The sequence below is a fragment of the Plantactinospora mayteni genome, assembly GCF_016862935.1.
Taxonomy (GTDB): Bacteria; Actinomycetota; Actinomycetes; order Mycobacteriales; family Micromonosporaceae; genus Plantactinospora; species Plantactinospora mayteni.
Genome location: NZ_BONX01000012.1, coordinates 209,651 through 226,373, shown reverse-complemented (window position 1 = coordinate 226,373; position 16,723 = coordinate 209,651). Strand labels below are relative to the sequence as shown.

Genomic DNA, 16,723 nt, shown 5'->3' with positions numbered 1-16,723 from the left:
CCGGTCGGGGCGTCACCGGGGTCGGGCGGGTCAGCGCTGGCCACCCGGCACCCATAGCACATCTCCGGCCGGATTTGCGGTTCTTGCCAGGATGAACAGCAAATCCGAGAGGCGGTTGAGATACTTTGCCGGGAGAGTGCTGGTTCGATCTGGTTCGGAGCTGATCAGCGCCCATGCCGAGCGCTCGGCCCGCCGGGCGGTCGTGCGGGCCACGTGCAGCAGCGCCGCTCCCGGGGTGCCGCCGGGCAGGACGAAGGAGTCGAGTTTGGCCAGTCGGGCGTTGTACCGGTCGCACCAGCCCTCCAGGCGCCGCACGTACTCCTCGGTGACCCGCAGCGGCGGGTACGCCGGCTCCGGCTCCACCGGGGTGGCGAGGTCGGCGCCGACGTCGAAGAGATCGTTCTGGATCGTGCCGAGTACGGCGCGGACGTCCTCGTCGAGCTGCCCGAGGGCCAGCGCCACTCCGATCGCCGCGTTGCACTCGTCGACGTCGGCGTACGCGCCGATCCGCGGGTCGGTCTTGGCGACCTCTTCGTTGTTGCTCAGCCTGGTCGTGCCGGCGTCGCCGGTCCTGGTGTAGATACGGGTGAGGTGGACGGCCATGACGAACAGCGTACGGACGTCGACACCGGCCGAGCCGTCGGCGGGGCAGGGCTGGCCGGACGGCACCGGGCCGGGTGGGGCGGACGACTCTACGATTTGCGACGTGGACGTGATCAGAGTCGGTGGCGGCGCTCGGCTGGAAGGCCAGGTGCACGTCGTGGGTGCCAAGAACTCCGCGCTGAAACTGATGGCGGCGGCGCTGCTCGCCCCGGGGCGGAGTGTGATCACGAACGTACCCCGGATCACCGACATCGCGATCATGGCCGAGGTGCTGCGCCGGCTCGGCTGTGCGGTCTCGTTCGACGACGACGGTGCCGAGGCGGCGGGCGGGGACGGCGGCCCGCCCCGGTCCTGTTCGGTGTCGATCGAGGTACCGGCGGATCCCGGCACCGAGGCGGACTACGACCTGGTACGCCGGCTCCGCGCCTCGATCTGCGTGCTCGGCCCGCTGCTGGCCCGGCGCGGGTACGTCCGGGTGGCGCACCCCGGCGGCGACGCCATCGGCTCGCGCGGCCTGGACATGCACGTGGCCGGGCTGGCCCGGATGGGCGCGGAGATCTCCGGTGAGCACGGCTTCGTCATCGCCTCGGCGCCCCGTGGGCTGCACGGCGCGACGATCTGGCTCGACTTCCCCAGCGTCGGCGCCACCGAGAACCTGGTGATGGCGGCGGTACTGGCCAGGGGCGTAACCGAGATCGACAATGCCGCCCGGGAACCCGAGATCGTGGACATCTGCACCATGCTGACCCAGATGGGTGCCAGGATCGACGGCGCCGGCACCTCCATGCTGCGCATCGAGGGGGTCTCGGAGCTACGCCCGGTCCGGCATGCCACGGTCGGCGACCGGATCGTCGCCGGCACCTGGGCGTTCGCGGCGGCGATGACCCGGGGCGACGTCACGGTGACCGGCGCCAGCCCGGCCTTCCTGGAGATCGCGCTCGACAAGCTGGTCTCGGCCGGTTGCCTGGTCGAGACCCGGGCCGACGCGTTCCGGGTGCGGTTGGACCGGCGGCCGTCGGCGGTGGACGTGGTGACCCTGCCGTTCCCGGGCTTCGCCACCGACCTGCTGCCGATGGCGATCGGGCTGGCCTCGGTGAGCGAGGGGGCCTCGCTGGTCACCGAGAACATCTTCGACGGCCGGTTCATGTTCGTGAACGAGATGGCCCGGCTGGGTGCGGACATCAAGACCGACGGGCACCACGCGGTGGTCCGGGGCCGGGAGCGGCTCTCCAGCGCCCCGGTGCGGGCCACCGACATCCGGGCCGGCGCGGGCCTGGTGATCGCCGGGCTCTGCGCGGACGGGGTCACCGAGGTCTCGCATGTGCACCACGTCGACCGGGGTTATCCGGACTTCATCGCCGACCTGCGGAGCCTGGGGGTCGAGGTGGAGCGGGCGACCGCGCCAGAAGAGCCGGCGTTCACCTTGTGACACTGGACCGGACCGTCGCCTGGAGCATCGCGCTCGCGCCGCCGCGCGCCGGCTGAGCCGTCGCGGCCCCGCGCCGACCACCGTCGGGCCGATGGCATCCGGACCTGCCCCGGGGTGCCGCCGGCCCGAACCTGTTACCGGCGGGTAGTGGCGCCCGGGGCGACCGTTAAGGTGCTCTACGAGGACACAATCCAGCCGAAGGAGTGCGCACATGGCGGGTCGACTCGCGGTCATCGGGGCCGGTCTGATGGGTTCGGGCATCGCCCAGGTCGCGGCGCGGGCGGGCTGGCAGGTCACCCTGCGCGACCTGGACGACACCGCCACCCGGCGCGGCCTGTCCGGCATCCGTACGTCACTGGAGAAGTTCGCGGCCAAGGGCACGATCGGGGCCGACGAGGTCGAGGCGACACTCCAGCGGATCACCTCGACCACCGAGCTGGAGGCGGCGGCCGACGCCGACATCGTGGTCGAGGCGGTCTTCGAGCGGCTGGAGATCAAGCACGAGGTGTTCCGGGCGCTGGACAGGATCTGCGCCCCCGGTGCGATACTCGCCACCAACACCTCGGCCATCCCGGTCACCCAGATCGCGGCGGCGACCGCCCGGCCGGAGTCGGTCGTCGGCACCCACTTCTTCTCGCCGGTCCCGATGATGAAGCTCTGCGAGCTGGTCCGGGGTTACAAGACCAGCGACGAGACGCTGGCCACCGTCCGGGCGTTCGCCGAGGAGATCGGCAAGACCTGCGTGGTGGTCAACCGGGACATCGCCGGCTTCGTCACCACCCGACTCATCACCGCCCTGGTGATGGAGGCGGTCAAGCTCGTCGAGTCCGGGGTGATCTCGCCGGAGGACCTGGACACCGCCTGCAAGCTCGGCTTCGGGCACGCCATGGGGCCGCTGGCCACCACCGACCTGACCGGCGCCGACGTGCTGCTGCACGCGACGAAGAACATCTACGCCGACACCGCCGACGAGAAGTTCTTCCCGCCGGAGCTGTTGCAGCGCATGGTCACCGCCGGCGACCTGGGCCGGAAGACCGGAAAGGGCTTCTACTCGTACTGACCGGAGTCGGCGGGTCGGCCGGGTGGCGGACCGGGGTCAGCCGTCGCGGCGGCTGGTCCAGCGGAAGGTGGTCAGGCAGAGCACCAGGCCGACGACGCACCAGAGACCGAGCACCAGGGCGACCCGGCCCAGCTCGAAGGAGCCGGCCGGCTCCTGGGCGCCGAACGACTCCGGCAGGAAGACCGCGCGCAGGCCCTGGCACATCCACTTCAGTGGGAAGATCGCCGCGACCTGCTGCATCCAGCTCGGCAGGCTGGTGAAGACGAAGAAGACCCCGGAGATGAACTGGAGTACCAGGGCCACCGGGGTCACCGTGGCCGAGGCGCCGCGCCCGGTGCGGGGCAGCGAGGAGAACGCGATGCCGCAGAGGGTGCAGGCGGTGATGCCAAGGGCGGAGACCCAGAACAGGGTGAGCCAGGCGTCGGCGGTCTGCGGCAGGGCGAGGTCGAAGAGCAGCGCGGCGACGGCGAGCAGCAGCACGGTCTCGGCGACACCGATAACGGCGACCATGAGGATCTTGCCGGCGAAGTAGACCCATTTCGGCATCGGGGTACCGCGCAGCCGCTTCAGTACGCCCCGGTCCCGCTCGATCGGGATCTGGATGGCCAGGCTCTGGAAGCCGACCGTCATCAGGCCGGTGGCGATCATGCCGGTCACGAAGTATTGCGTGAACCGGACCCCGCCGCCGATCTCACCCTTGAAGATCGACGCGAAGATCAGGATCATCACCACCGGGAAGAGCATGGTGAAGACCACGGACTCGCGGCTGCGCAGGAACTGGCGTACCTCCAGGCGGCCCTGTCGCAGGCCGAGCGCGACCGGCCCGACCCGCCGGGACGGTGCGGACGTCGGCGGCCTGCCGGTGGTCTCCGGTGCGGTGGTCGAGGTGCTCATCGGTGCCCGATCATCTTCAGGTAGACGTCCTCCAGGGTGGGCCGGGTGACGGTCAGCCCCGGCACCTCGCCGCCGAACCGCGCGGCCAACTCCGCGACCAGCGCCGTCGGCGTCGCGCTCTCGACCCGTTCGACGGCGCCCTCCGGGGTACGCCAGGCGACCGTGGCCAGCGCCTCCGCCCGGTTGCCGAGTCGGGCCGGGGCGGCCACCTCGACCAGCCGCCCGCCGGTGATCACCGCCACCCGGTCGGCGAGCGCCTCGGCCTCGTCCAGGTAGTGCGTGGTCAGCACGATGGTGGTGCCGGCGGCGGCCAGGTCCCGGATCAGCTCCCAGAACTCGCGCCGGGCCTCCGGGTCGAAGCCGGTGGTCGGCTCGTCCAGGAAGAGCAGCTCGGGTCGGCCGACGATGCCGAGCGCCACGTCCAGCCGGCGCTTCTGCCCACCGGAGAGGGTGTGGGTACGCGCCTTCGCCTTGCCGGCCAGCCCGACCCGTTCGATCACCTTGTCCGGATCGTCGGGGTCGGGGTAGAAGCCGGCGAAGTGCCGCACCACCTCGGCCACGGTCAGGTCGTCGAACTCGCCGGTGCCCTGGAGCACGATGCCGACCCGGGACCGCCAGCGCCCGTCCGCGCGGTCCGGATCGACCCCGAGCACGCTGACCTCGCCCGCGTCCCGGCGCCGGTAGCCCTCCAGGATCTCCACGGTCGTGGTCTTGCCGGCCCCGTTCGGGCCGAGCAGCGCGAACACCTCGCCCCGGGAGACCGCCAGGTCGACGCCGTCCACCGCGACCGTCCCGCCGTACGCCTTGCGCAACCCCCGTACGGAGATCGCGAGCTGCTCTGCCATGGGTCAACTATGCGTGACGGACCGTTCGTACCGGTCACCGGGTCGGCCGGATCATCCGCCGGCCAGCACCTCGGAGAGCGGCGCCGGGCGCAGCCCCCGATCCCGCAGGCCCGCCAGGATGTGCGGCAGCGCCTCGTCGGTCATCGCCGCGTTCTCCTCGGTGAGGTGCAGCACCACGATCGAGCCGGGCCGGACCTTCGAGAGCACCGCGCGCACGATCGGCCGCCAGGCGGTGGCGAACGGGTCTCCGCTGACCACGTCCCCGTCCACCACGGTCAGGCCGAGCGGGGCGAGCGCGGCCAGCGCGGCGGCGTCGTGACAGAGCCCGGGGAACCGGAAGTACCGGGTCTGCCGGCCACCGTACGGCTCGATCAGTCGGAAGGTCCGGGCCACGTCCTCGGTCATCCGCTCGGCCGGCAGCCGGGGCAGCCCGTAGCAGTCCCTGGTGAACGCCAGGTGCCCGTACGTGTGATTGGCCAGCTCGAACCGCGGGTTGTCGGCGAGTCGCCGGGTCAGCTCCGGATAGCGCTCGACCCACTTGCCGGTCAGGAAGAACGTCGCCGGAACCCGGTCCCGCTCCAGCAGCTCGACGATCCGCAGGTTGGCGTACGACCGGGCCCGTCCGGCCCGCAGGTTGCCGAGCATCGCGTCGGTCATGTCGGCGTCGAAGGTCAGCGCCACCAGGTTCCCGGTACGTGGCCCGTGCGCCACCACCGGCGGCCGGGTGCCCGGTCGGGTCGCACCGGGTCGGTCCGCGCTGCCCGGTCGGGGCGTCCGGGAGGCGTCGGCGGAGCGGGCCGGGGTGGTCGGTTCCGGAGTGGCCGGAGTGGCCGGCGGCGGGCCGCCGGGTGTGCCCTCGGTTGCCGGAGCGGTGACCTGGACCGGGTCGACCCGGGACGGCGTGGCCGAGGTGCTGCCGTCCCGGAGCACGGTCACCACGAGGACGAGCGCGCCGACCAGCGCGGCGGCGGTGACGGTGACCAGGGACACCCGAAAGATCTTCGCGAGCACCTGGACGAGGATGCCAGCCGCAGCCCGCCCCCGTCACCCCCGGATCGTCAGTACTCCACCATTGACTCTTCCCGCGCGGCCCGGGCGGCCCGGCGCTCCGCCCGGCGGCGTCGGCGTCGGCGTACCACCCAGATCACGAAGAGCGGCACGAGCAGGAGGAAGAGCAGGACCAGTACCGGCAGCAGGATCGCCGACAGCGAGAAGAGCACGCTGGTCGCGTCCTCGGCGGTACTCGCCACCGGGGCGCCGAAGCCGGCCGTACCGGCGTTGATCACCGGCCGGGCGGCGGCCTTGACCCCGTGTACGCCGAGCGCGATCAGCACCCCGATCACCACCGGCACCCACTGGTGGGAGCCGAAGAACTGGCCCGGGTCGCTGACCGTGACCGTCTCCGCTCCGGAACCCGCCCCGAAGGCGAGCCCACCGGCGGTCGGCCGGACGACGGTCTGCACCACGTCGTTGACGTGGTCGACCACCGGCACCTTGTCGGCGACCACCTCGACGGCGAGCAGCACCACCAGGATGGCCAGTACCCAGCCGTTGGAGATCCACTGCCAGCCGCTGGGCAGGTTCACCACCTCGCTGTACCGGGCGAGCAGCCCCATGGTGAGCAGCGGGATGTACGCGTTGAGACCGGCCGATGCGGCAAGGCCGGTTCCGGTGAGGGCTTCCAGCACGGGTCCAGGATGGCACCGACGCGCCAGGACGGCGCGCCCAGCCGGACCCGAGTGCTCCGCTACCCTCGTCGGGTGCGGTTGGTGATTGCGCGATGCGCCGTGGACTACGTCGGACGACTCTCGGCGCACCTGCCGCTGGCGACCAGGTTGTTGATGGTGAAGGCGGACGGGTCGGTCTCGATCCACGCCGACGACCGGGCCTACAAACCACTGAACTGGATGAGCCCGCCGTGCCGGCTGGAGGAGGCCCCCGGGGTGTGGCGGGTGGTCAACAAGGCCGGCGAGGAGCTGCGGATCACCCTGGAGGAGATCTTCCAGGACACCTCCTACGAGCTGGGCGTCGACCCGGGGCTGCGCAAGGACGGCGTGGAGGCGCACCTCCAGGAGCTGCTGGCCGCCAGCCCCACCGAGTTGGGCGACGGGTTCACGCTGATCCGCCGGGAGTACATGACCGCGATCGGCCCGGTCGACCTGCTCTGCCGGGACGGCGCCGGGGCCACCGTGGCGGTCGAGGTCAAGCGGCGCGGCGAGATCGACGGGGTGGAGCAGCTCACCCGCTATCTCGAGCTGCTCAACCGCGATCCGCTGCTGGCGCCGGTCAGCGGGGTGTTCGCCGCCCAGGAGATCAAGCCACAGGCCCGGGTGCTCGCCACCGACCGGGGCATCCGGTGCGTGGCGGTGAACTACGACCGGCTGCGCGGCATCGAACGGGACGAGTTGACGCTGTTCTGAGCATCTCGGGCACCACCGGTCGAGCCCGTCGGGGTCAGGCGTGCGGGCCGAGTCGCCCGGATCAGGCGTGCGGGCCGAGCCGCTGGGGTCAGGCGTGCGGGCCGACGGCCACCTCGCCGAGGGTGAGCCGGGGAGCGCCCTCCAGGATCTCGCCGACCCGCTGCACCTGTTCGTCGAGTTCGCCGAGCTGCCGTGCGCTGAGGTCCACAAGCGACTCCACGGTGACGTCGATCCGCCGGCCGGAGCGGCGCTGGTGCCAGACCCCGGCCACCAGCCCGTCGACCAGCAGTACCGGATAGTTGCCGGCCTGGCCGCCGGCCAGCGCCCGCGCGGCGGCCGGGCCGGGGAAGACCTCCGCGCGGGGGAAGCAGTTGACCGGGTACGCGTCGAAGTACGGCAACAGCCGCACCCCGCGCGGCGGCTCGTCCGGCGCGTCGGTGTCGCCGGCCAGTACCCAGGCCGGAGAGCCCGCCATCGAGACCTGCTCCAACTCCCCGGCGAGCGAGTCGAACAGCTTCGTCGCCCAGCCCTTCGGCACCGCCAGCCACTGCGCGAAGTGTGCCGGGGTGGCCGGCCCGTACGCGTACAGGTAGCGCCGGAGCACCTCGGCGAGCGCGGTACGCCCGTCGGTGGGCCGGAACCCGGGCAGCCACCGGGCCGGGTTGGTGTACGTCACCAGCCGGCCCCGGTTCGGCCCGAAGCACATCGCCCCGCGCGCGGTGGCCAGCGACAACGCTTCGACCCAGCGCGGCCACCAGCCCTGGAACGCCGCCATCGCCGGTTCTCCCGCCCACGGCCCGGTACGCGCGACCACCGCCTCGGTCAGCTCGTCGGTGGTCAGCTCGTCGTCCCGCAGCGCCTCGGCGATCGCCGCGATGACCTGCTCGGCCTGCTCCCCGGTGAGCAGTTCGAGCGGGCGTACCGGCAGCGCCGAGAGGGCTCCGGTCCACATCGGAAGATCGGCGGTGGCCAGCAGGTGCACGGTGAACCGGGGGCCGCGGGTCTTGACCAGGCTGCGTTCGCCCCAGAGCGCCACCCGTACGTCGAGCCGGGTGGCCCGGGTGGTGCGCAGCCCGATCGCGAGTTCGGCGGCGGAGAGTACCTGCGCGTGCACCCCGCCGAGCCTCGCCGCCACGTCGGCGAGCCCGGTACCGGGCAGCGGGCCGGCCAGCCCCTGCCGCTCCAGGCGTCGGGCGCAGACCTGCGCGAACGAGAGCCGCCGCATCAGCGGAGCCTCCCGGGACGGGGGCGGGACGGGTCGGTCTCGAAGCTCGTCATGCCGGCACGCTAGCGGCTGGTTAGGTCAGCTTCTGTCACCTTTCTCGCGCGAGCGTCGAGGACGTGGGGGTGCCGAGCCCTTGGCCGCGAAGGTGAAGAAAACTTTCAGGAACATCGATTGACTACGTGGATTTCCGCCGTAATAATTGTCGTCAATATTGATCAATGTCGTTTCCCTTAAACCCCCGAAGGGAGGACCGATCATGGCAGCTGTGACCGGAGAGGTGTCCTGGTTCTGTTGCGGCAGTGCCTGGGGCCCGTGCGCGTCGACCGGCCGGGGTGCCTGCGGCACCTGCACCTCCGGCAACTTCCAGCACGCCTGGCCGAACGCCTCGCAGGCATGCCTGGACATCACCCGACCGCACGTCTGCGGCACCAGCCTCGCACGTCGGACCTGCGGGTTCGTGCACTACACCACCAACCTCTGCAACGGAGCCCGGGTCGGCACCTCGATCGCCGACTGCGGGCCGCAGACCGACCTGTTCTGCGGTGAGCGCGCATGCTGCGGCTCGTCCTGCGGAACCAACCGGATCATCGACCTGACCCCGGCGGCGTACAGCGCGATCGCCAGTCTGTCCACCGGGCTCCGGCCCTGCTCTGTCGACACGGTGTAGGGAGGGCTCCACGATGGCGACCACGATGGACCGTCGACGACTGCTCAGCACGGCCGTACTCGGTGGCGCCGGCATCGCCGGAGCCACCGCGCTCGGCTCGCTCGCCCCGGAGGCGGCCTTCGCCGCCGAACCGGTGAAGATCGAGCCCGGTGCACCCGACCCGAACTTCGCCGAGGGCCGGGTCACCTCGATCACCGGCAGTGTGGTGCTGCTGGCCGGCTCCGACGGTGCGCTGCACCGGATCCAGGTCACCAACGGCACCAGCATCTGGAAGTTCCAGCCGACCACCTTCGACCGGCTCGAAAAGGGCGACGGCATGTACGTCCGGGGCGTACGGCTGCCCGACGGCACCCTCGCCGCCGACTCGCTCTGGGCCAACATCGTCAACCTGACCGCGCACATCGCCTCGGTGGGCCGCAACGTGCTGCACCTCGACCACCACGGCAAGCGGCTGATCGGGCACGTCGTACCCGGCACCACCGCAGCGGTCTACAACGGCACCCCGGCGATCTCCGACGTCTCGCTGCTCAAGGTCGGCGGGCACGTGCAGGTGATCGGCGCCTGGCACCCCGACACCAACGAGATCAGCATCGCCACGGTCTACGCCGCCAACTGACGGTGTCGGGGAGGGCCCGTCCGATCTGCGGAGGAGCCCTCCCCGACGCCTGGAACGAGAGGAGGGGATCATGCTCCAGTCCTTGGCGGCGCTCCAGTCCCTGCTGGTCGGCGTCGTGCTGATCTGGTCGGCCCGGATCAAACTCTTCGACCGGCGGGCGGCCGAGCAGGCGCGTACCTCGGCGCTCGGCACGCTGCTCGGCGCCGAGCGGGCGGTGCCGGCGTACCGGGTGCTCGGCGGGGCCGAACTGCTGCTCGGCATCCTGCTGGTGCTGCCACCGGCCCCGGTCGCCGAGCCGCTGGCCGCCGCCGCGCTGGCCGCCGGCTTCGTCGGCTATCTCGGGTACGCCAGACGCGTCGCACCCGACGCCTCGTGCGGCTGCCTGAGCGCCAAGGCCACCCCGGTCACCGGGCGCAGTATCGCCCGGGCCGGCCTGCTGGTGCTGGCCGGGCTCGTCGGCATCGCGGCCGGTGGCACGTACTGGCTGCCGGCGCTGACCGGATCCCCGGCCGCGTCGGCCGGACTGCTGCTGGCCGAGGCGGCGCTGGTGGTCGCGTTCTCCCCCGAGTTCGACTCGTACTGGCTGCTGCCGCTGCGCCGGCTCCGGGCCCGGCTCACCCATCCGCTGCGGGGCGGTTCCGGGGTACCGCTGCTGGCCAGCGTGCAGCAACTCCAGCTCAGTGCCGCGTACCGGCAGGTCGGCACGCTGCTCACCTCGGACGTCCGGGATCACTGGCTGGAGGAGTCCTGGCGGATGGTCTGCTACTCGGCCCGCTACCAGGGGCGGGCGGCGACGGCGGTCTTCGCGGTACCGGCCGGCGAGGTGGCACCGGACCGGGTCCGGGTCGCCCTGGTGGACGACTCGACCGGAGCCACCCTGGTCAGCCTGGCCGACCCGGCGTACGCGACCTGACCCCGCTCAGCCGCCGGTACGGACCGCGATCAGCGACTTGATCAGCCCGGCCAGCCGTTCGGCCCGGATCCGCGAGTGCGGGAAGTAGTGCCGCATCTGGGACCGGTCCACCAGTTCGGTCCAGAGCACCTGCTGGATCGCCGTCTCCCGGCAGTCCGGCCGGGTGTGCGCCAGCGGCCAGCGGCGGGCCAGCGCGACCCGCAGCCGTACCGGGGTGAACTGCATGCCCGGGGCGATCCAGTGCGGCTCGATCGGGAAGTACCGGTAGGGGGTCTGCACCCAGTGCGCGCCGGCGAGCGCGTGCACCGTCTCGGCGAACCGCAGCCGGCGCTCGTGCCCGCCGACGTGCTCCAGTACGGAGTTGGAGAAGACCAGGTCGTAGCGGCGGTTGGCGATGTGCCGGGGCAGCGCGCAGGCGTCACCCCGGTCCACCTCCGCCCACTCCGGTACGTCGGCCGGGGCCTCTTCGAGGTTCACCACGTGCACGTGTTTCGGGCGTACCGGGGCCTGTGCCCAGGTGCCGACCCGTCCGCCGAGGTCGATGACGGACATCTGGGCCAGGTCCGGGAACGTCTCCGCGAGCCATCCGGCCCGGCGCGTTCGCCGCCGGGCACCCCAGGAGTTCTCGCTGTCGACCAGGCGGAATCGCAACGCGTGCAGCCCCATTGGGCGAACGGTACCGATGCGGGAGGCGGCCAGGGATGTCCTAGTCGTCCATTTGTCCCTACGATCGGTCAGTTCAGGGTCACCGCCCGTACATAATTTTGGCCGCCCTGACGATGCGCTCCACCTGCTCCGGAGTCCGCTCGAAGGTCATCGCCGGCAGTACCGAGGGTCCGCGCCGTCTGGTCACCGCCTTGCCCCGGGCGAACTCGCGCAGCCCGTCGGCGCCGTGGATCCGGCCGAACCCGGAGTCGCCGATCCCACCGAACGGCAGTGTCGGCATCCCGACGAAGGTCAGGGTGGAGTTGATCGCCGTCATCCCGGAGCGCATCCGGCCGGCGATCTCGGTGGCGCGACGCCGGCCGAAGACGGCGCCGCCGAGGCCGTACCGGACCGCGTTCGCGCGGTGCAGCGCCTCGTCGGCGTCGGCCACCCGGCTGATGGTCAGGGTCGGCCCGAAGGTCTCCTCGCGGACCGCGTCGGAATCCTCGGGTACGTCGACCAGGATCGTCGGGTGCACGTACGGCGGCTGGACCGCGTCCGGTCCACCGAGCACGGCCCGGCCGCCCCGCGCGATCGCGTCCTCGATGTGCCGGCGGATCGTGGCGATCTGCTCGGGCATGGTGATCGGGCCGAGGTCGGTACCGTCGGGGCCGACGGTGAGCCGGCGGGCCTTCGCCACCACCTTGTCGACGAACGCGTCGTAGCCGGCTGCGGTGACGTAGGCGCGTTCGATGCCGATGCAGGTCTGGCCGGCGTTGGTGAGGGCGCCCCAGACGCAGGCTTCGGCGGCGGCGTCCAGGTCGGCGTCGTCGTCGACGATCACCGCGTCCTTGCCACCGGCCTCGACGACGAGCGGGGTGAGCGTCTCGGCGCAGGCGGCCATCACCTTCTTGGCGGTACGGGTGGAGCCGGTGAACGCGATCTTGTCCACGCCGGACCGGCACAGTGCGGCACCGACGTCACCGAGGCCGTGCACGGCCTGTAGCACCGGCTGCTCCGGGACGATCTCGGCGAAGGTGTCGACCAGCCACTGCCCGACCGCCGGGGTGTACTCGCTCGGCTTGAGTACCACCGCGTTGCCGGCGGCGAGCGCGTAGCCGAAGGCGCCCAGCGGGGTCAGTACCGGATAGTTCCACGGCGCGATCATCCCGACCACGCCGTACGGCCGGTATTCGAGCCGGGCGGAGAACTCGGCCACCACCAGTCGGGACCGCATCCGGCGGGGGCCGAGCACCCGCTTGGCGTTCCGGGCCGCCCAGTCGAGGTGGTCGATCGCGCTGAACGACTCGACCACGGCGTCGGCGATCGGCTTGCCGGTCTCCAGGTGCGACAGTTCGGCGAGTTCGGTGATCCGGTTGGCCAGCAGCGCCCGCCAGCGCAGCAGCCGGTTCCGCCGGCCGGCGAAGCCGAGCCCGGCCCACCAGTCCGCCGCGACCCGGGCCCGTTCGACGGTCCGTTCGACGGCCTCGGCGTCGGCGACCGGGAACCGCCCCGCCAGCTCCCCGGTGGCCGGATTGGTGGAGACCAGCTCGCCGTCGGAGATTCCGGGTACGCCGGGAGCGTTCACGGTCGTCATGGCGGAAGTCTAGACCCGAAGATTACCCACGGGTAGGTATACGCATCGCCGCGTCCCGATGCCCCCTCGGCCGAACCGGCGAGCCCGGATCCGCTTCCCGGCCAGCGCGACTCGAACCGGCAGGACGTGGAACCGGGCGGGGTCGGATGGGAAGCTGACCCGGGGGCCGACGTTGCCGCGTCGGTGGGGGGCGAAGCCGGATGGAGAAATCCATGTCCGACCAACTTGAGCTGTTGCCGATACTGACCGTGACCAGTGGGCCACTGAGGGGCGCCAGCTTTCGGCTGCACCCCGGGGTACGCCGGATCGGTCGGGAGGACGGCGTCGACGTGCTGCTGGACGATCCCAAGGTCAGCCGCTGGCACGCCACCGTCGAACTCGCCGCCGGCCGGGTGTTGTTGACCGACACCGGGTCGACGAACGGGACCTGGCTCAACGACGAGCGACTCTCCGGGCACACCGAGCTGCGGGACGGGGACCGGATCCGGCTCGGCAACCTGGAGCTGCGGTTCTTCGATCCCGGTGCCGCCGCCACCGACCAACTGGGCACCTTCCGCCGCTCGCTGGCGCCGCCCGTCCCGGCCCCGACCGGGAGTGCGCTCGCCGAGCCGACCCAGGTGATGGGGACGCCCGCCCGCCGCTCCCGACGGATGCTGTTGATGATCGGCGGCTGTGTCGCCCTCGTCGGCGGAACGACCTGGGCGTACCTCGCCTTCCAGTGACACCGCCGGCCGGGACGCCGACGGGCTGCTGATCGGCGAGGGCACCGGCATCGGCCGGGCCGGGACACCTCGGCGGGAAGTAGCTGCACAGGCGGGGTCCGGCCTCGGGATGTGGTGGGCGGCCACATGTCGCCGTCCGGGACCGGCTGGCATCATCGCTCGGATGGAGATCCGGCGACACGAGATATCGGCGAACGGCATTCGGCAGCGGGTGCTGGTGGCGGGCCCCGAAGACGGCCGCCCGGTACTGCTGATCCACGGCAACTGCTCGTCCGCCGACTTCTGGCAGCCGTTGCTCCGGCACCTGCCGGCCGACCTCCGGCTGGTCGCCCCCGACCTGCGCGGCTACGGCGGTACCGAGGTCGCGCCGGTGGACGCCACCCGTGGGCTGGGGGTCTTCGCCGACGACGTCGCCGCGCTGCTCGACGAGCCGGTCCTGTTCGGCGCGGCGGGTACCCGGCCGGTGCTGGTCGGGCACTCGCTGGGCGGGGGAGTGGCGATGCGGCTGCTGGTCGACCACCCCGACCGGGTGGCCGGGCTGCTGCTGGCGGCGCCGGTCTCGCCGTACGGCTTCGGCGGCACCCGGGACCTGGCGGGTACCCCGACCACGCCGGACTTCGCCGGCACCGGGGGCGGGACGGGAAACCGGGACTTCGTCGCCCGGCTGGCCGCCGGTGACCGGAGTACCGCCGAGCGGACCAGCCCGCGCGTGGTGCTGCACACCGCGTACGTCGCCGACCCGGCCAGCCTCGGCGCGGACGAGGAACTGCTGCTCGACTCGGTGCTCTCCACCGCGACCGGTGACGACAACTACCCCGGCACCGCGGAGTCCAGCGACAACTGGCCGGGGACGGCACCGGGGGACCGGGGCGTGCTCAACTCGCTGGCGCCGAAGCACTTCCGGATCGCGGACGAGCTGGTCGCCGTACCGGAGAAGCCGCCGATCACCTGGGTACGCGGCGACTCCGACGTGATCGTCTCGGACACCTCCCTCTTCGACCTGGCCCAGCTCGGTGCGCTCGGCCTACTGCCCGGGTGGCCTGGCGCGCAGGCGTGCCCGCCGCAGCCGATGGTCGGGCAGACCCGCGCCGTGCTGGACCGGTACGCGGCGGCGGGCGGCAGCTACCGCGAGATCGTCTTCGCCGACTGCGGTCACTCGCCCAACATCGAGCGGCCGGTCGAGTTCGCCGCCGCCCTGCTGGACCTGCTCTAGGGAGGCCGGACCGGCACCGGGCCGAGGTGTCCGGGCGGGCCGTGGCAGACTCGCCGCAGGTGACTTAGCGGCCGTTCAGTCGGCCGCCCGGGTTCGGAGCGGGAGGCCAGCGGTGGCAGGCGAGACGAGCGGCACCATCGGCACCGTCGGCGTCGTCGGACTGGGCACGATGGGCGCCGGAATCGCGGAGGTCTTCGCCCGCAGCGGCCTCCAGGTGGTCGCCGTCGAGATCACCGCGGAGGCTCTCGACCACGGCCGGGCCACCCTGGCCCGCTCCACCGACCGGGCGGTGGCCCGGGGCCGACTGAGCAGCGCCGACCGGGACGCGCTGCTCGACCGGGTCACCTTCGCCGTCGGGCTGCCCGCGCTGGCCGAGGTCGACCTGGTGATCGAGGCGGTACCCGAGCGGCTCGACCTCAAGCGACGGCTCTTCGCCGACCTGGACCGGATCTGCCGGCCGACCGCGATCCTGGCGAGCAACACCTCCTCGTTGAGCGTCACCGAGATCGCCGTGGCGACCGGCCGACCGGACCGGGTGGTCGGGATGCACTTCTTCAACCCCGCGCCGGTGATGAAACTGGTCGAGGTGATCCGGACGGTGACCACCTCGGCCGAGGTGGTCGGCGCGGTGCAGGCGCTCTGCGCCCGGCTGGGCAAGGTCGGGGTGACCGTCGCCGACCGGGCCGGCTTCGTCGCCAACGCCCTGCTGTTCGGCTACCTCAACCAGGCCGTCGCGATGGTCGAGTCGGGGTACGCCGACCGCGAGGAGATCGACACCGCGATGCGGCTCGGCTGCGGGCTGCCGATGGGGCCGCTGGCGTTGCTGGACCTGATCGGCCTGGACACGGCGTACGAGATCCTGGACACCATGTACCGGCGGGGTGGCCGGGACCGGCGGCACGCCCCGGTGCCGCTGTTGCGCCAGATGGTCACGGCGGGACTGCTCGGCCGCAAGTCCGGCCAGGGTTTCTACCGGTACGAGCGGCCCGGTTCGGCCACCGTCGTACCCGATGGACAGACCCCGGCGGCGGAGCCGCTCGACGGTGCCCGACCGGTGCGCAGGGTCGGGGTGGTCGGTTCGGGTGACGCCGCCACCGGGCTCGGCGAACTCTTCGGCCAGGCCGGCTACGACGTGCTGGTGGTGTCCCCTGGTGGGACCGGCGAGCTGGCGGAGCTGGCCGACGTCGACCTGGTGGTGGAGGCGGTCGCCGACGACCTGGCGGCCAAGCGGGCCCTCTTCGCCGGGCTGGCCGAGGTCTGCAAGCCGGAGGCGCTGCTCGCCACCACCACCGGCACGCTGCCGGTGATCGACGTCGCGATGGCCGCCCGGCGGCCGGCCGAGGTGGTCGGGTTGCACCTGCCCGACCCGACCCGGGCCGGGGCGGTGGTGGAGATCGTGCGTACCGTCCGCACCTCGGCCGAGGCGGTCGCCACCGCCCGGTCGGTCTGCGCCGGACTGGGCCGGACCGCCGTGGTCTGCGGGGACCGGGCCGGGTTCGTGGTGCGGGCGCTGCTCTTCCCGTACCTGAACGACGCGGTCCGGATGCTGGAGGCGTCGTACGCCACAGTGGACGACATCGACCACGCGATGACGCTCGGCTGTGGCTATCCGGCCGGCCCGTTCGAGGTGCTGGACGCGGTCAGCCCGGAGCTGGCGCTGCGGGTCCAGCGGTCGCTCTACCGGGAGTCCCGGGAACCGGGGCTGGCCCCGGCACCACTGCTGGAGCAGCTGGTCACCGCCGGCCGACGGTTCCGCGAGGCAGCCGCCGACTGACCGCCAACCGGACGGGCCGCTGGCTGACTGCCAACCGGACGGACCGCTGGCTGACCGCCAACCGGACGGGCCGCTGGCTGACTGCCAACCGGACGGGCCG

The 16,723-nt window shown here is 72.3% G+C and carries 17 protein-coding genes; 9 read left to right on the top strand and 8 right to left on the bottom strand.

The genetic code is table 11. The annotated features are described in order from the left end of the window. Nucleotides 1-30: 30 nt before the first annotated feature. Nucleotides 31-603: a cob(I)yrinic acid a,c-diamide adenosyltransferase gene (locus Pma05_RS12055; protein ID WP_203857436.1), complete on the bottom strand. Its 573-nt coding sequence runs from the start codon at nt 601-603 to the stop codon at nt 31-33. Here Pma05_RS12055 and murA point away from each other — a divergent pair. Both murA and Pma05_RS12045 read left to right on the top strand, forming a co-directional pair. After that, a complete protein-coding gene (gene murA, locus Pma05_RS12050; RefSeq protein WP_203857435.1) occupies nt 602-2,032 on the top strand; it encodes a UDP-N-acetylglucosamine 1-carboxyvinyltransferase in 1,431 nt (476 codons plus the stop codon). The two genes, Pma05_RS12055 and murA, sit on opposite strands and share 2 nt — an antisense overlap. Nucleotides 2,033-2,243: 211 nt before the next feature. Beyond that, nucleotides 2,244-3,092, top strand: a complete 849-nt coding sequence (locus tag Pma05_RS12045) for a 3-hydroxyacyl-CoA dehydrogenase family protein (RefSeq protein WP_203857434.1) — start codon at nt 2,244-2,246, stop codon at nt 3,090-3,092. A gap of 36 nt (nt 3,093-3,128) precedes the next feature. Here Pma05_RS12045 and Pma05_RS12040 read toward each other — a convergent pair whose 3' ends face one another. Genes Pma05_RS12040 through Pma05_RS12025 form a run of 4 tightly spaced genes read right to left on the bottom strand, consistent with a single transcriptional unit; the run spans nt 3,129 to nt 6,519 of the window. Then, a complete protein-coding gene (locus Pma05_RS12040; protein ID WP_203857433.1) occupies nt 3,129-3,986 on the bottom strand; it encodes an ABC transporter permease in 858 nt (285 codons plus the stop codon). Further along, complete coding sequence (locus Pma05_RS12035; RefSeq protein ID WP_203857432.1) at nt 3,983-4,831, bottom strand: ABC transporter ATP-binding protein; 849 nt, start codon at nt 4,829-4,831, stop codon at nt 3,983-3,985. The genes Pma05_RS12040 and Pma05_RS12035 overlap by 4 nt, the downstream gene beginning before the upstream one ends. A 51-nt stretch (nt 4,832-4,882) precedes the next feature. Continuing rightward, on the bottom strand, nt 4,883-5,842 hold the full coding sequence (locus tag Pma05_RS12030) for a polysaccharide deacetylase family protein (protein ID WP_239312221.1): 960 nt from the start codon (nt 5,840-5,842) through the stop codon (nt 4,883-4,885). Nucleotides 5,843-5,889: 47 nt separating this feature from the next. Further along, on the bottom strand, nt 5,890-6,519 hold the full coding sequence (locus tag Pma05_RS12025; RefSeq protein ID WP_203857431.1) for a DUF4126 domain-containing protein: 630 nt from the start codon (nt 6,517-6,519) through the stop codon (nt 5,890-5,892). 72 nt (nt 6,520-6,591) lie between these two features. On the opposite strand from Pma05_RS12025, the gene nucS reads away from it, so the two are divergent. Next, entirely contained in the window at nt 6,592-7,251 is a 660-nt protein-coding gene (nucS, locus tag Pma05_RS12020; RefSeq protein WP_203857430.1) for an endonuclease NucS, read from the top strand. A gap of 88 nt (nt 7,252-7,339) precedes the next feature. Here nucS and Pma05_RS12015 read toward each other — a convergent pair whose 3' ends face one another. After that, a complete protein-coding gene (locus Pma05_RS12015) occupies nt 7,340-8,476 on the bottom strand; it encodes a winged helix DNA-binding domain-containing protein (protein ID WP_203857429.1) in 1,137 nt (378 codons plus the stop codon). A 256-nt stretch (nt 8,477-8,732) separates the two neighbouring features. Here Pma05_RS12015 and Pma05_RS12010 point away from each other — a divergent pair, with 256 nt between their 5' ends. The 3 genes from Pma05_RS12010 (at nt 8,733) to Pma05_RS12000 (ending at nt 10,672) form a co-directional block, all read left to right on the top strand. Next, the gene (locus tag Pma05_RS12010; protein WP_203857428.1) at nt 8,733-9,143 is read left to right on the top strand and encodes an RlpA-like double-psi beta-barrel domain-containing protein; all 411 of its coding nucleotides are present in this window, start codon (nt 8,733-8,735) and stop codon (nt 9,141-9,143) included. 13 nt (nt 9,144-9,156) lie between these two features. Next, nucleotides 9,157-9,759, top strand: coding sequence for a cell wall protein (locus Pma05_RS12005; protein ID WP_203857427.1), 603 nt, complete (start codon nt 9,157-9,159; stop codon nt 9,757-9,759). Between the two features lie 70 nt (nt 9,760-9,829). After that, nucleotides 9,830-10,672, top strand: a complete 843-nt coding sequence (locus Pma05_RS12000) for a MauE/DoxX family redox-associated membrane protein (RefSeq protein WP_203857426.1) — start codon at nt 9,830-9,832, stop codon at nt 10,670-10,672. A gap of 6 nt (nt 10,673-10,678) precedes the next feature. Here Pma05_RS12000 and Pma05_RS11995 read toward each other — a convergent pair whose 3' ends face one another. Both Pma05_RS11995 and Pma05_RS11990 read right to left on the bottom strand, forming a co-directional pair. After that, a complete protein-coding gene (locus Pma05_RS11995; protein ID WP_203857425.1) occupies nt 10,679-11,338 on the bottom strand; it encodes a class I SAM-dependent methyltransferase in 660 nt (219 codons plus the stop codon). A gap of 79 nt (nt 11,339-11,417) precedes the next feature. After that, nucleotides 11,418-12,914, bottom strand: coding sequence for an aldehyde dehydrogenase family protein (locus Pma05_RS11990; RefSeq protein WP_203857424.1), 1,497 nt, complete (start codon nt 12,912-12,914; stop codon nt 11,418-11,420). Nucleotides 12,915-13,126: 212 nt separating this feature from the next. On the opposite strand from Pma05_RS11990, the gene Pma05_RS11985 reads away from it, so the two are divergent. The 3 genes from Pma05_RS11985 to Pma05_RS11975 all read left to right on the top strand — a co-directional run bounded on the left by Pma05_RS11985 (nt 13,127) and on the right by Pma05_RS11975 (nt 16,623). Continuing rightward, the gene (locus tag Pma05_RS11985; protein ID WP_203857423.1) at nt 13,127-13,636 is read left to right on the top strand and encodes an FHA domain-containing protein; all 510 of its coding nucleotides are present in this window, start codon (nt 13,127-13,129) and stop codon (nt 13,634-13,636) included. A gap of 163 nt (nt 13,637-13,799) precedes the next feature. Further along, nucleotides 13,800-14,849: an alpha/beta hydrolase gene (locus tag Pma05_RS11980; protein ID WP_203857422.1), complete on the top strand. Its 1,050-nt coding sequence runs from the start codon at nt 13,800-13,802 to the stop codon at nt 14,847-14,849. 112 nt (nt 14,850-14,961) lie between these two features. Next, on the top strand, nt 14,962-16,623 hold the full coding sequence (locus tag Pma05_RS11975) for a 3-hydroxyacyl-CoA dehydrogenase family protein (protein WP_275414678.1): 1,662 nt from the start codon (nt 14,962-14,964) through the stop codon (nt 16,621-16,623). Nucleotides 16,624-16,723: the final 100 nt, after the last annotated feature.

Bases quoted from the DNA above. Each gene is read 5' to 3' on its own strand.
- murA (WP_203857435.1), top strand. From the start codon at position 602: ATGACGAACAGCGTACGGACGTCGACACCGGCCGAGCCGTCGGCGGGG.
- Pma05_RS12055 (WP_203857436.1), bottom strand. From the start codon at position 603: ATGGCCGTCCACCTCACCCGTATCTACACCAGGACCGGCGACGCCGGC.
- Pma05_RS12045 (WP_203857434.1), top strand. From the start codon at position 2,244: ATGGCGGGTCGACTCGCGGTCATCGGGGCCGGTCTGATGGGTTCGGGC.
- Pma05_RS12040 (WP_203857433.1), bottom strand. From the start codon at position 3,986: ATGAGCACCTCGACCACCGCACCGGAGACCACCGGCAGGCCGCCGACG.
- Pma05_RS12035 (WP_203857432.1), bottom strand. From the start codon at position 4,831: ATGGCAGAGCAGCTCGCGATCTCCGTACGGGGGTTGCGCAAGGCGTAC.
- Pma05_RS12015 (WP_203857429.1), bottom strand. From the start codon at position 8,476: ATGCGGCGGCTCTCGTTCGCGCAGGTCTGCGCCCGACGCCTGGAGCGG.
- Pma05_RS12010 (WP_203857428.1), top strand. From the start codon at position 8,733: ATGGCAGCTGTGACCGGAGAGGTGTCCTGGTTCTGTTGCGGCAGTGCC.
- Pma05_RS12005 (WP_203857427.1), top strand. From the start codon at position 9,157: ATGGCGACCACGATGGACCGTCGACGACTGCTCAGCACGGCCGTACTC.
- Pma05_RS12000 (WP_203857426.1), top strand. From the start codon at position 9,830: ATGCTCCAGTCCTTGGCGGCGCTCCAGTCCCTGCTGGTCGGCGTCGTG.
- Pma05_RS11995 (WP_203857425.1), bottom strand. From the start codon at position 11,338: ATGGGGCTGCACGCGTTGCGATTCCGCCTGGTCGACAGCGAGAACTCC.
- Pma05_RS11990 (WP_203857424.1), bottom strand. From the start codon at position 12,914: ATGACGACCGTGAACGCTCCCGGCGTACCCGGAATCTCCGACGGCGAG.
- Pma05_RS11985 (WP_203857423.1), top strand. From the start codon at position 13,127: ATGTCCGACCAACTTGAGCTGTTGCCGATACTGACCGTGACCAGTGGG.
- Pma05_RS11980 (WP_203857422.1), top strand. From the start codon at position 13,800: ATGGAGATCCGGCGACACGAGATATCGGCGAACGGCATTCGGCAGCGG.